We start from the raw sequence: 12,811 nt of genomic DNA on the forward strand, positions 1-12,811 counted from the left end.
TAACCTCAAAACACGCCGTGCTGAACTCGTTTCGGGACAGCGACGCAGTTTGAAGAGTTGGGATTGTCGGGATTCACATATGAACTGATATGAGGATTCATCATGTTCCCCCGCGAAGGCGGGGGTCCAGAGCGGGCTGGCGTTGCGCTGCTCTGGACCCCCGCCTTCGCGGGGGAACACGGTTTTCCATAATCGGACAGCTGAAAGCTGAATCCCCACACTCCATAGAGTGCAATCTCGCCTCCCGCGTCACCCCGGACTTGATCCGGGGTGACGAAGTATCGCGATCTCCGAAAAAACGCCCCATCGCCTTGGAAGCGAGGTCAATATGACGAGACATTTGAAGGCGCGGTCGCGAATAGCTAGATAGCGCTCAAATCCTCTCCCATGGAGCCCCCTTTGGCCCGCAAATTCCTCTATATCATCGCCGCGATCATTCTCCTCATCCTCGGGGTCGGCATCGCCTATCAGCTCAATCCGGGCTGGTTCGGCCGCGTCGCCTTCGTGCCGAGCACCGAATTCGTCGAGCAGACCGTCGCCGCGCCGAACACCTATGACGATCCCAAAATGTGGTTCGCGCGCCCCGGTCTCGACGCCGATCCGTCGGACTGGCGCCCGCCCGCGACCGACGAAACCGCACCGGCAAAGGACGCTTCCGGCAAGCTGATCCCGCCGGCCAAGGCCGCGGCCCCCGCTGACGCTGCCGAAGCGGCCTTTCCCAGAGGTGACGCAGCGGTCTTCTTCGTCCACCCGACGAGCTATTACAGCAAGGCAAGCTGGAACGCCCCGCTCGACGACGCCGACGCCAATTACCGCGCGAAGCTGTTCATGCAGGGCATGGCGAGCGCCTTCGGCGACGCGGGTCAGGTCTGGGCGCCGCGCTACCGCCAGGCGACGCTCGGCGCCTTCCTGGCCGAGGATCGCGTCACCGCGGGCAAGGCGATCGACGCCGCCTATCGCGACGTCGAACAGGCATTCGACGCCTTCGTCGCTTCGATCCCGAAGAACAGGCCGATCATCCTCGCGGGCCACAGCCAGGGCGCGCTGCATATCGAAATGCTGATCAAGAACCGGATCGCGGGCACCGCGCTCGCAAAGCGGATCGTCGCGGCCTATGTCATCGGCTGGCCGATCAGCCTCGACACCGACATGGAAGCGCTCGGCCTTCCCGCCTGCCAGACGCCCGAGCAGAAGGGCTGCATCCTGAGCTGGGCGACTTTTGCCGAGCCCGCCGACACGGCGATGGTCACCGGCGCCTATGACGGCACGATCGGCTTCGACGGCCGCCCGCGCGCGGGAACGCGGATGCTCTGCACCAATCCGCTCACCGGCATTCCCGACACCGCCGCCGGCCCCGACGCCAATATCGGCACGCTGAAGCCGAGCGCGGGCTTCAAGGCGGGAACGCTGATCGCGGGCAAGGTCGGCGCCCAATGCGACGCCGACCGCGGCTTCCTGCTGATCGGCGATGCCGACGCCGCGAAGAATTATGTCGTCGCGGGCTATGTGCTCCCGGGCAATAATTACCACGTCTACGACATCACCCTTTTCTGGGCGAACGTCCGCGCCGACGCGCTGCGGCGGCTGGCGACCTTCGAGGGCAAACCCTCGCCGGTGCCGCCCCCGGCGGCGCCGGTTGCGGCGGCGGCGCCCCTTTCTCCTCCCTCGTCACCCCGGACTTGATCCGGGGTCCCGCTCTCGCCCATGGCCTCCAATCCGTTCGTGTCGAGCGAAGTCGAGACACCCATCGATCGCGCCCGCCTTCGGGGCGTCTCGACTTCGCTCGACACGAACGGTTAGAGAGGTTTTGATGATCACCACCCTCGCCCCCGATTTCGCCGCCGCGCTGCCGAACGGCGGGCGCCTCGCGGGGCTCGACGTGGGCACGAAGACCATCGGCGTCGCGCTCTGCGACGCCGGGTGGAGCTTCGCGAGCCCCGACAAGACGATCCTCCGCAAGAAATTCTCGGTCGATCTCGAAGCGTTGAAGGCCGTCATCGCGGCACAATCGGTCGTCGGCCTCGTCGTCGGGCTTCCGCTCAGCATGGACGGGACCGACAGCCCGCGCACCCAGAGCACCCGCGCCTTCGCGCGCAACCTCACCCCGCTTGCCCTGCCCGTCCTTCTCTGGGACGAGCGCTGGTCGACCGCTGCCGTCGAACGCGCGATGATCGCCGCCGACGTCAGCCGCGCCAAGCGCGCCGAACGCGTCGACAGCGCCGCCGCCGCCTTCATCCTGCAAGGCGCGATCGACGCGATGACGCGCTAAAAGGGGCAGCATATTTGACCGTCTATATCCTCGCCTGGCTGATCGCCGTGAACCTGATCGCCTTCGTCGAGATGGTTTGCGATAAACGCTATGCCGAGGCGGGGATGCGCCGCACGCCCGAATCCCGGTTGCTCCTCTGGGCCTTTCTCGGCGGCGCGCTCGGAACGGTTTGCGCCGCCCGCTTCGCGCGTCACAAGACGCGCAAGCAGCCGTTCGCGACCTGGATGCTGATCTGGCTCTGGGTCGACATCATCCTACTCGTCCTGTGGGCACTTGGAATATTGGAGCCGCTGCTCGTCTCGGCGCTTGCGAAAATCGCCGCAGCCGCCTAGACGCTCGGCTTTAATGACAAGCGCCACGACAACCCGCCCCGCCAGCGATTATCCGCCCGGTGGCGATGCCTTTCGCCATCGCCACCTCACCGGCATCGCCCAGCTCACCCCGTGGGAAATCTCCTACGTCCTCGACGCCGCCGAACAGTGGGTCGAGCTGAACCGCAGCGGCGCCGCCAAGCACGACGATCGCCTCGCCGGGCTCACCATCATCAACGCCTTTTTCGAAAATTCGACCCGCACTTTGCTGTCGTTCGAGATCGCGGGCAAGCGGCTCGGCGCCGACGTCGTCAACATGCACGCCGCGCAGTCGAGCGTGAAGAAGGGCGAGACGCTGATCGACACTGCGATGACGCTGAACGCGATGCGCGCCGACGCGATCGTCATCCGCCATGCGTCGTCGGGCGCGGTGCAGCTCATCGCCGACAAGGTCGACTGCCCGGTGCTCAACGCGGGCGATGGGCGCCACGAGCATCCGACGCAGGCCTTGCTCGACGCGCTGACGATCCGCCGCCGCAAGGGACGGGTCGAGGGGCTGACCGTCGCGATCTGCGGCGACGTGCTGCACAGCCGCGTCGCGCGCTCGAACATCCTCGCGCTCACCCTGCTCGGCAACGAGGTGCGCGTCGTCGCGCCGCCGACGCTGATCCCGCCCGCGATCGATCGGATGCATGCTATCGCCTTCACCGACATGGACGAGGGGCTGAAGGATGCCGACGTCGTGATGATGCTCCGTCTCCAGAACGAGCGCATGGACGGCGCCTACCTGCCCAGCCCGCGCGAATATCACGCGCTCTACGGCCTGACTCCGCAGCGCCTCGAACGCGCGAAGCCCGACGCGATCGTTATGCACCCCGGTCCGATGAACCGCGGGGTGGAGATCGACAGCAGCGTCGCCGACGATCCCGCGCGCTCGACGATCACCGAGCAGGTCGAAATGGGGGTCGCGGTGCGTATGGCGTGCCTCGATATCCTGACGCGCCGCAAGCGGGGAGTGCCGGGATGGAACTGAAGCCGCTCCTCATCCCCAACGCGCGCCTGCTCGGTGGCGAGAGCGCGAGCCTGCTCGTCGTGGACGGACGCATCGCCGCGCTGAACCCGGCCGAAACGCCCGAAGCTACCGAAACCGTCGACGCCAGGGGCCAGTGGCTCGCCCCCGGCATCATCGACCTCGGCGTCTTCGCGACCGACAAGCCCGCCTTCCACTTCGGCGGCATCACCCGCGCCGCGCTGATGCCCGACAGCGGCCCGCTCGACGGCGCCGGGCTCGTCGAACGCGCAGCGAAAGCCGGCAAGCCCGACCTCTGGGTCCACCCGCTCGCCGCCGCGACCAAGGGCCTCGCGGGCAAGGAACTCGCCGAGATCGGGCTGATGAAACAGGCCGGCGCGCGCGCCGTCGCCACTGGCCGCGCACGCATCGCCGACGCGGGCGTGATGCGCCGCGTGCTCGCCTACGCCGCCTCGCTTGGCCTCACCGTCATCGCGCACGCCGAGAACGAGGGGCTGACCGCGGGCGCGGTCGCAACCGACGGCGAAATGGCGACGCGGCTCGGCCTCGCGTCAGCGCCCGCGATCGCCGAGGCGATGGCGATCGCGCGCGACCTGATGCTCGCCGAGGAGACCCGCGCCGCGCTTCATTTCCGCCAGGTCACCACCGCGCGCGGGCTCGCGCTTGTCCGCGACGCCAAGGCGCGCGGCCTTGCCGTCACCTGCGGCATCACCCCCGCGCATCTCTTCCTCTCCGACACCGCGATCGGCGATTTCCGCACCTTCGCGCGCCTGTCACCGCCGCTCCGGAGCGAGGACGACCGCCACGCCTGCCTCGCCGCCGTCGCCGACGGCACGATCGATGTCCTCGCCTCGGGCCACGACCCGCGCGGGCCGGAGGACAAGCGCCTTCCCTTCGCCGAGGCCGCGCCCGGCATGGCGGGAGCCGAGACCCTGCTCGCGATGGGCCTCCAACTCGTCCGCGACGGCCATGTCACTCCCGCCCGCCTCTTCGACCTTCTCGCCGCCAATCCGGCGAAACTGCTCGGCCTCGACGCCGGCCGCCTCGATGCGGGGCTGGAAGCCGACCTGATCCTGATCGACGAGGGCACCCCGTGGCAGGTCGATGCCAAGAAGATGGCGGCCTACGCCGGCAACACCCCCTTCGACGGCATGCCGGTGCAGGGTCGCGTGACGATGCTGTGGAAGGGTGGTCAGCGCATCCGCTGAGCTGGGCTGGCATCCGGGAAATTCGACCATCTTGTTCCCCGCGAAGGCGGGGGCCCATCTTCTGCGGTTCCGTTATCGGGCAGAGTGCGCTGAGCGCGATACGCCCGGAGATGGCCCCCGCCTTCGCGGGGGAACAAGGCGTATGCCGAAATCCCAAGCTTTAGAAGTTCTTGAGAACTCCATGAAGACACGCCCCGTCCCGGCCGCCTAAAACCGGCGCCGTTGGAGATTCGAGGGGAAATCTCATGCGCTTTTCGACCCATTTCTCTCGCCTCATCTTGAGCGGCATGCTTGCGGCGGCGCTCGCGGCCTGTTCGGGACCGGGCGATCAGGGAGCGGCTTCTGCCGATGCCGCGACAACCGACGGCGCCCCCGGCGCTCCCGCCACGGTCGCGGCGAAACCGGCGAGCGGTCCCGCCGGTTGGACGCTGCCGATGCGGGCTAGGAGCCTTGCCGCAAGCGACTATGACGCGATCATGAAGACGGCCGGCTTCAAGAAGTTCGGCAAGGTCTGGGCGGCCGATGCGGATTCGGCAAAGGAAGGCTGCAGCGCCGGAATCGACGACAGCCAGTTTGCAAGCGAACCGTCGATCCGCGACCTCAACGGCGACGGCAATCCCGAAGTCGTCGTCAGCGACTCCGGCCTTTATTGCTATGGTAACACGGAGCGGGGATTTGCGATCGTGAGCTGGACGGGCAGCAGTTGGAAGCAACTGATCAACAGCTCGGGCATTCCGATGTTCGTCCCGCGCAAGGGCTCGCCGTGGCCCGATATCGAGATCGGCGGTCCCGGCTTCTGCTTCCACCGCGTGCGCTGGTCGGGCAAGGATTATTCGGCCGACGGCGGCTGGTTCTACGACGGCAAGCCGTGCAAGAGCCCGGAGGAACGCGACCGGGAGGAACAGGCCGCAACGGCTCCCGCCCCTGCGGCGCCCGCGGGCCAGCCGAAGATGGTCGCGGGCCTCCCGATCCCGCTCGGCTTCTATATCCTCGGGACGAAATGCGCCGGTGCGCTGGCGAATGACGGCATCCTCGTCACCCCGACGCTGTGGCAGGACGCCGACGGCGACTATGCGATCAAGCCGGTCAAGAACCTCGGCGGCGGAAAATACAGGCTCGGCGACGCGGCCGACGTCGTGCAGGTCACAGGACCGCGCAGCTTCATTGCCGAACCCGGCGAGGAGTATCAGCGCGTCTTCACCTGGTGCTCGGCGACCGCGCCGCTCAGATGACGCCGCGATCGGCAAAAAAGAAGCCCGTCGGTGAACCGGCGGGCTTCAAGATAAACGGAACGATTATGGTGGATCATTCCGTGCTTGGGTCGCCCCGGATGATTGGCCGATCGCGAAGACAATTTCGCTACCCGATCGGGTAGCATTGCATTTTTTTCCGCCGCATTGTTTGGTGCCCAAGGGCCGTCCTCGACGAATCCCGCCGCCGCTCTTTCAGCCGGGGACGACAGTGCCGATCGATTCCGTTCAGAAGTCTTCGCCCGATACCGACACCGCCGCCGAATGGGAGGTGCTGAACGAGCTGATCGGCCGCATCTATGATTCGGTGCTCCACCCCGAACGCTGGAACGACACGCTTGCGCGCATCACCGGGGCACTCTGCCCGCTGAGCTGGGAGGCCGCGTTCGTCATATGGGAAAGCACCAGCCCGCCGCGCGCACGTTTCGTCGCCGCGACCGGGCTCGCCGCGGGCATCCAGGAAATCTACACCGCCGTCTATGCCGGGAACCACCCTTGGTCGCGCAAATTCCCGCGCTATGCGAACGGCAGCGTGGTCGACAGCTACGACATCATGACCCGCGAGGAATTCTACGAGTCCGAATTCTTCCGCAATTTCCTGAAACCCTATGGCATCGACCGGCTGGTCGGGGTGCTGCTCGACCGGCGCGGCGGTGAGCGGCTGGGATTGATGCTTCCCGGCCCCGGCGACCGCGATGCCGAGAAACTGAAGCGCGGCCTGCGCATCCTCGCCCCGCATATCCAGCGCGCGATGCGGATCAGCGACCGCATCGCCTCGCTCGAACTCGCGGCGGGCGCCGCGCGCGCCGCCGCCGACGCCGCACCCTTCGCGATCTTCAGCCTCGACGAGCAGCTCAATATCCTCGCCGCCAACAGCCGCGCCGCGCGCTATGCCGAGGCGGGTTTCATCCGCCTCGCGAACGACCGGTTCGCCTTCACGCACGGCGCAAGCCAGAAGAAGCTGCTCGACCTCGCCGCCGGCCCCGCGCCCGCGGGGCTCGCCTTTCAGGCCGTGAACGAGTCCGGCGCCGAATGCCCGGTGCTCGCTGCGCGTATCACGCGCCAGTCGGCCGAACAGATCGGCGGAGTCCAGCTCGGCGCCGCGCTGGTCGTCACGCTCGGCAGTTCGCCGGGCGAGACCCCGGTGGTCGAGATCGACCGCGTCGCGCAATGGTTCGCCCTGACTCCCGCCGAAGCGCGCCTCGCGGTCGCGCTCGCGGCGGGGCAGACGCTCCAGGATTATGCCGCGCTCCGCGCCGTCAGCCTCAACGCCGCGCGCTTCCTGCTCAAGGGCATCTTCCGCAAGACCGGCGCGACCAGCCAGGCCCAACTCGTCGCGACCCTCGCGCGGCTGCCGGGAAGCTCACAAGGCTAAAGGCAGTTTTGGGGTGGGGAGCGGACATCTACTAACGGCTCCCGTCATCCCGGCGAAGGCCGGGATCTCGCCGGTGCGACATGGCGATAGGGTGAGATCCCGGCCTTCGCCGGGATGACGGGGTTCGGTCGAAACCCGCCAAAAGAAAAAGGGCGCAGCCCCGCAGCTGCGCCCCTCCCCTGTCCTCGCTTGCGCGAGGCCCCCAAATTCGGTCAGCGCGCCGCCATGCGCACCGGCTTTGCCGCCGCCGCCCACTGGATGCTCTCGCTGCCGCCCATCTGCCGGATGAAACAGGTCTGGCCCTTCGCCTTGAGTTCGCCGCACAGCTTCGACGCATCGGCGCGGGTCGCAAGGCCGTTGACGGTCAGACGATAGAAGGTGCGCCCGTTCACCACCGCGGCGTGGCTCGACGCCGGATAATTGCCGAGCATCGCGCTCCGCTGCTTCAGTACGCCCCATTTCTCCTTGGCGATGCCCAGGCTGTCATAGGCGCCGAGTTGCACCGCCCAGCCCGAAGGCTTTTTGGCGTCGAAAGCCATCGCCCGCGGCAGGATCTTGGTCGCCAGTTCGAGCGCTTGCCGTTGCGCCGGGCGGATCGCCTCGACATGGTCGCCCGCGACGCGCGGCGCGGCGCGATAGGGTTTGGCGTCGGCCAGGATGATCTCTGCCGGCTTCGGCTGCGGCAGTTCGGTGACCGGCACCACGCCGTTTTCGTCGCGCGCCGGCATCGGCAGTTCGACGGTGCGGATCGGGCTCGGCGCGGCCGAGGCCAGAACCGGCGCGGCCTCGACGGGCGGCGGCGGCGCAAAGGCCGCGACCGGCGCCGGGTCGGCGCTTGCCAGTTCGACGGGCGCATCGGCGGCCGCCATTTCGGTACCGCTGTAATTGCTCAGCGCCAGGCGCACCGGCATCCCGGCATCGGCCCGCGCCGCGGTGCCGAGCAGGCTGGCGACGCGCATTCCGGCATCGGGCTGTTCGGCGAGCTTCGACCATTCGAGCATCCGCGCCTCGACCTTGTCGAGCGACAGGTCCTGCGCGGCGAGGATGCGCGCCTGCGCCCAGCGGCCCGACAGTGCGAACGCGAGCGCCAGATTCTGCCGCGTCCGCGCGGTGGCGTCGGGCGCCCGCGCGGCTTCGGTCAGCATATAGATTGCCGAATTACTGTCGCCGGTCAGCGCGAGCGCGAGCCCCATGTCCGACGCCGGAACGATGTTGAAATTGCGCTTCAGCAGGTCGTTTGCCTGATCATTCTTGCCCTGCGCGATATAGGCGAGAGTCAGCGCGATGACGGTGTTGCCGTCCTTCGCGCCCAGTTCCATCGCGTCGCTCAGCGCCGAGGTCGCCGACGAAAAGCGCCCGTCATTCAGATAAGCCTGACCGAGCAGCGCGCGATAGGTCGCGTCGCGCGGGCTCGCGGCGACCGCGGCTTCGGCGAGCGCCACCGCCTTGGTCGGCTTGCCGGCCTCGAGCGCGTCGCGTGCCTTGTCGGCGGCCTTGGCGGCCGTCGCGGGCGCGCGGTTCGATTCGGGCGCGGCATTCGCCATCTTCGCCATCCCGCTGCATCCGGTGACGACGCTCAGCGCGAAACCCGAAACCGCGAGGTTCTTCAGCAATTTGCGGTTCATCGAAAGTCCCCCCATCTCGTTCAGGACGCCTGTGTCCGGCGCGTCGGCCGCGCCGCCGGCAGGCGGCTCGCCATCGCGTCGATCTCGGGCAGCGAGGCCAGATATTCGTCGAGCAGGTCGGTCAAGATGACCTGCGACGAGCGGTTCGTCACCGCGCTCGCGAGGCGCAGGCGCAGGTGGCGCTCGGCGTCGAGGCGCAGCGTGAAGGCCGCCTTCTCGCGCGCCCGCAGCGCGCGCGGCGCGCGCTCCTTCTTCGCTTGCGGCGCGGGTCGCGTCTCCACCTTGCGCGCGACGGCGGCGACGCGGTCGAGCAAAGATTCCTGCTGGCGCACGATTTCGGGCACGTCGATCGCTTCCGGGGTCGCTTCGGGCTCGAACCCGGCGGCGAGCGCATCGGTCAGTTCGTGACCCACCGACTCCTCGACCGCATGTTCGGCCTCCGCATTATGCGTCAGCACCGATCCGGCGAGAAGCGGCTTCAGGTCGACCATGCGCGCGGGTTCGGCCGCGGCATTCTGGTCGGGATCGACGTCATAGCCCATGTCGTTCCAGCCAAGGTCGTCATAGCCTTCGCCGGTCATCGGCGCGGCGGCGCCCATGCCCAGCGGCGCGCGGCGCATCGCGGGACGCGCGCCGCCTTTGCGGGCGAGCAGTCCGGCGGACAGCGAAGCGAGAGGTTTGGGTTCGCCCATCATTCCGCTCCCCTTACTGGCCCGCGATGCGGCGGCCGAAGCCACCGCCCATCGGGCGGACCGTGCCGTAACCCGGCTGCGCGGGCATCGGTGAGGAGAAGATGGTGCGGCGGAAATTCTTTTCGAGCCGGTCGTTGACATAGGTCCAGAGCTGGCGGATTTCCTCGGCCGAGCGGCCATTGGGATCGACCTCCATCACCGTGCGGCCGTCGATCATCGACGCGGCATAGTCGGTGCGATGGTGCAGCGTGATCGGCGCCACGGTGCCGTGCTGCGACAGCGCGACCGCGGCCTCGCTGGTGATCTTCGCCTTGGGGGTGGCACCGTTGACGACGAAAACCAGCGGCTTGCCCGCGCGTTCGCAGAGGTCGACGGTTGCGCCGACGGCGCGCAGGTCATGCGGGCTCGGCCGCGTCGGAACGATGATCAGTTCGGCGACGCCGATGACGCTCTGGATCGCCATGGTGATCGCGGGCGGCGTGTCGATGACCGCCAGCTTGAAGCCCTGCTGTCGCAGGATTTCGAGGTCGGAGGCGAGCCGCGCGACGGTGGTCTGCGCAAAGGCCGGAAGATCGGTTTCGCGCTCGTTCCACCAGTCGGCGAGCGAGCCTTGCGGGTCGATATCGATCAGCACGACCGGCCCGGCGCCGGCAAGCTGCGCCTGCACCGCCAGGTGCCCCGACAGGGTGGTCTTGCCCGACCCGCCTTTCTGTGAAGCCAATGCCAAAACGCGCACTGATGTCCCCCTCGACAATCTGAAATCGGCGACGGGATGCCATGCGGGGCGCTAAAATTGAGTTAACGATGATAAAAAGAAGGTGAACGACCTGCGCACATCCATGGTAAACGGACCGTTGATACCATTGTGTCCCGATCCGGCACGGAGTCGGTTTGCCCCTAGATGATGCTAACGCGCTGTTAGCCCTTTATGGGTAGGGCACCGTCCCGGGGACTGCCGGCGCCCGTCGCGCGCCGCAAGTCATTGGAGAATCGACATGCCTTCTTTCCGCGCCGCCACGTTCCTGGCCCTGCCGCTCCTCGCGCTCGCCGCGCCCGCGCACGCCGACGTCAAGGCGGGGGTCGAGGCCTGGCAGGCGGGCGATTATCAGCAGGCGGTCGCCGAATGGCGCCCGCTCGCCGTCGCGGGCGACGCCGACGCCGAATTCAATCTCGGCCAGGCCTACAAGCTCGGCCGCGGGGTTCCCGCGGACCTCGCCCAGGCCGAAAGCTGGTATCGCCGCGCCGCGAAGCAGGGGCATCTCCAGGCCGAGGACAATCTCGGCCTCATCCTCTTCACCGCGAACAAGCGCGACGAGGCGATGCCCTATATCAAGGCGTCGGCGGCGCGCGGCGAACCGCGCGCGCAATATGTCCTCGGCACCGCGATGTTCAACGGCGACTATGCCGCGAAGGACTGGCCGCGCGCCTATGCGCTGACCAAGCGTGCGAGCGACGCGGGGCTCGGCATCGCCTCGGCGCGGCTCGTCCAGCTCGACAATCTGATCCCGCTCGATCAGCGGCAGGCGGGGCTCGCCATGCTGCCCGAGATCGAAAAGGACGAAGCACGCGCGCGCCTCGCCGCGGTCAATGCCGCCGCGCCCGAGCCCGCAAAGCCCGCGCCCTCGCCGATCCGGACCGCGAGCCTTCCCGTCTCGACCCCCGGCGCCACCTACACGCCGCCGCCGGTGATCGCTCCGGCCAAACCCGCACCAACGCTCTCGACCCCGGCCGCCGTCGCCGCCGCGACCGCCGCAGGCGAAGCGACCGCCGCCGCCACCGCAGCCAAGGGCGGCGCCCCCGGAACCACTTACGCCGCGCCGCCCGAAAGCGGCAAGCTGCCGCCGAAGCCCGAAGAGAAACCCGCGGCGGCCCCGAAACCCGCGCCGCAGCCGGCGAAAGCCGCCGTTGCCGTCCACAGCGGCACCAGTCCGTGGCGCGCCCAGTTCGGCGCCTTCGGAGTCGAAGCGAACGCCCGCAGCCTCTGGAAAAGCCTCGAAAAATCCTACCCCGCCCTCGCCGGGCGCACGCCCGTCTATACCAAGGCCGGCGCTGTCACCCGCCTCCAGACCGCCGGTTTCGCGAGCAAGGCCGACGCCGAAAACCTCTGCGCGGCGGTCCGCAAAGGCGGCCAGGCGTGCCTGGTGGTGAGCCAATAGTTCGGCCTTCTCTGGGGCCTGCGCTACGCCGCCTCAGGGAATGACTCTCTTGTCATTGAGGAAATCGACATCGGGATTCTCCCCGATGAAGGTCGATATGTAATCCACATAGGGGAATTCGCCGCCCCAGCCCGGCTTCGTGAACGCGGGCGGGGTATCGACGAAGGCCTTGCACCACGCCTTATAGTCGTCAAACCACAGTTCCTCGACGCGGCCGTAGCGCGGCCGGTTGTCGGGGGCGAGCTTCTCCGCCGCCGTGGCCGGGTCGGCCGGATCCTCGAGGGTGCGATAACCGAAATATCGCCGCAAGCCCGGCACTTTCGCCATTTCCGGGACGTGCGTGCCGAGCAGCCATTTGTCGCCCTCCGCCTCGCTGACCCCCGCGGGATAGCGGAAATAGATCACCCAGCGAAAATAGGGAGTTTCCTTGGGCGGTACCCGCCCCTGAAGATAGACTTGCTGGGGATTGACCGGGACGATCACCGGCTGCGACCGCGCGAAGGAGCGGTCCGCCCAGCCGCCGGGCGGCGGATCGAGCATGTCGACGAGCGGATTATTCTTTCGGCCCTCTGCGAAATCGCCGAGGCTGTCGTAATAGATTTCGGTCATCCGCCCGCGCCACACATGATAGCGCCGGGCGACGTCGTCGGGCACGATATAGCTGCGATAGGACAGATAATTCTTCTGCCAGGCGCGCATGGCGCGATGCATCTGCTGCGAATGATAGGTCATGTACCAGCGATCGAGCGCGCCCAGGTTGGTGAGGTCGGGAACGTCGATCATGATGTAGATCTTGACGGCTTTCGGGTCCGCCGTGTCCGCCCTCGCCGGAGCCCCGGCCGAAAAGGTCGCCGCGAGGACCAGGCCCAATCCGATCATCCACCTCCGCATCGCA

The 12,811-nt window shown here is 67.7% G+C and carries 12 protein-coding genes; 8 read left to right on the forward strand and 4 right to left on the reverse strand.

All coding sequences use genetic code 11. The features are described 5' to 3' along the window. The first annotated feature begins 399 nt into the window (after positions 1-399). The 7 genes from ACVENA_RS12090 to ACVENA_RS12120 all read left to right on the forward strand — a co-directional run bounded on the left by ACVENA_RS12090 (position 400) and on the right by ACVENA_RS12120 (position 7,443). Positions 400-1,683 carry a DUF3089 domain-containing protein gene (locus ACVENA_RS12090; protein ID WP_449325561.1) on the forward strand — a complete coding sequence of 428 codons (1,284 nt, stop codon included), beginning with the start codon at positions 400-402 and terminating at the stop codon, positions 1,681-1,683. Between the two features lie 127 nt (positions 1,684-1,810). Beyond that, the gene (gene ruvX, locus ACVENA_RS12095; RefSeq protein ID WP_449325562.1) at positions 1,811-2,269 is read left to right on the forward strand and encodes a Holliday junction resolvase RuvX; all 459 of its coding nucleotides are present in this window, start codon (positions 1,811-1,813) and stop codon (positions 2,267-2,269) included. Positions 2,270-2,283: 14 nt separating this feature from the next. Next, positions 2,284-2,601: a DUF1294 domain-containing protein gene (locus ACVENA_RS12100; protein WP_449325563.1), complete on the forward strand. Its 318-nt coding sequence runs from the start codon at positions 2,284-2,286 to the stop codon at positions 2,599-2,601. Between the two features lie 13 nt (positions 2,602-2,614). Further along, positions 2,615-3,613: an aspartate carbamoyltransferase catalytic subunit gene (locus ACVENA_RS12105; RefSeq protein WP_449325564.1), complete on the forward strand. Its 999-nt coding sequence runs from the start codon at positions 2,615-2,617 to the stop codon at positions 3,611-3,613. Further along, positions 3,604-4,818 carry a dihydroorotase gene (locus ACVENA_RS12110; protein ID WP_449325565.1) on the forward strand — a complete coding sequence of 405 codons (1,215 nt, stop codon included), beginning with the start codon at positions 3,604-3,606 and terminating at the stop codon, positions 4,816-4,818. The genes ACVENA_RS12105 and ACVENA_RS12110 overlap by 10 nt, the downstream gene beginning before the upstream one ends. A gap of 278 nt (positions 4,819-5,096) precedes the next feature. Next, positions 5,097-6,050 (forward strand): hypothetical protein, encoded by a 954-nt coding sequence (locus tag ACVENA_RS12115; RefSeq protein ID WP_449325566.1) that lies wholly within the window; start codon positions 5,097-5,099, stop codon positions 6,048-6,050. Between the two features lie 229 nt (positions 6,051-6,279). After that, positions 6,280-7,443: a helix-turn-helix transcriptional regulator gene (locus tag ACVENA_RS12120; protein WP_449325567.1), complete on the forward strand. Its 1,164-nt coding sequence runs from the start codon at positions 6,280-6,282 to the stop codon at positions 7,441-7,443. Between the two features lie 212 nt (positions 7,444-7,655). On the opposite strand, the gene ACVENA_RS12125 is transcribed toward ACVENA_RS12120, so the two are convergent. The 3 genes from ACVENA_RS12125 to ACVENA_RS12135 are packed head-to-tail and all read right to left on the reverse strand — an operon-like array spanning position 7,656 to position 10,496. Then, entirely contained in the window at positions 7,656-9,068 is a 1,413-nt protein-coding gene (locus ACVENA_RS12125) for an SPOR domain-containing protein (protein ID WP_449325568.1), read from the reverse strand. A 20-nt stretch (positions 9,069-9,088) separates the two neighbouring features. Beyond that, positions 9,089-9,760 carry a hypothetical protein gene (locus ACVENA_RS12130; RefSeq protein ID WP_449328935.1) on the reverse strand — a complete coding sequence of 224 codons (672 nt, stop codon included), beginning with the start codon at positions 9,758-9,760 and terminating at the stop codon, positions 9,089-9,091. Between the two features lie 13 nt (positions 9,761-9,773). Continuing rightward, a complete protein-coding gene (locus tag ACVENA_RS12135; RefSeq protein ID WP_257543179.1) occupies positions 9,774-10,496 on the reverse strand; it encodes a ParA family protein in 723 nt (240 codons plus the stop codon). A 259-nt stretch (positions 10,497-10,755) separates the two neighbouring features. Here ACVENA_RS12135 and ACVENA_RS12140 point away from each other — a divergent pair, with 259 nt between their 5' ends. After that, a complete protein-coding gene (locus tag ACVENA_RS12140; RefSeq protein ID WP_449325569.1) occupies positions 10,756-11,916 on the forward strand; it encodes an SPOR domain-containing protein in 1,161 nt (386 codons plus the stop codon). A gap of 33 nt (positions 11,917-11,949) precedes the next feature. Here the strand turns inward: ACVENA_RS12140 and ACVENA_RS12145 are convergent, their stop codons facing one another. Next, complete coding sequence (locus ACVENA_RS12145) at positions 11,950-12,795, reverse strand: hypothetical protein (RefSeq protein WP_449325570.1); 846 nt, start codon at positions 12,793-12,795, stop codon at positions 11,950-11,952. Positions 12,796-12,811: the final 16 nt, after the last annotated feature.

Source organism: Sphingopyxis sp. 550A, assembly GCF_053569535.1.

Bases quoted from the DNA above. Each gene is read 5' to 3' on its own strand.
- ruvX (WP_449325562.1), top strand. From the start codon at position 1,811: ATGATCACCACCCTCGCCCCCGATTTCGCCGCCGCGCTGCCGAACGGC.
- ACVENA_RS12105 (WP_449325564.1), top strand. From the start codon at position 2,615: ATGACAAGCGCCACGACAACCCGCCCCGCCAGCGATTATCCGCCCGGT.
- ACVENA_RS12110 (WP_449325565.1), top strand. From the start codon at position 3,604: ATGGAACTGAAGCCGCTCCTCATCCCCAACGCGCGCCTGCTCGGTGGC.
- ACVENA_RS12125 (WP_449325568.1), bottom strand. From the start codon at position 9,068: ATGAACCGCAAATTGCTGAAGAACCTCGCGGTTTCGGGTTTCGCGCTG.
- ACVENA_RS12130 (WP_449328935.1), bottom strand. From the start codon at position 9,760: ATGGGCGAACCCAAACCTCTCGCTTCGCTGTCCGCCGGACTGCTCGCC.
- ACVENA_RS12140 (WP_449325569.1), top strand. From the start codon at position 10,756: ATGCCTTCTTTCCGCGCCGCCACGTTCCTGGCCCTGCCGCTCCTCGCG.
- ACVENA_RS12145 (WP_449325570.1), bottom strand. From the start codon at position 12,795: ATGATCGGATTGGGCCTGGTCCTCGCGGCGACCTTTTCGGCCGGGGCT.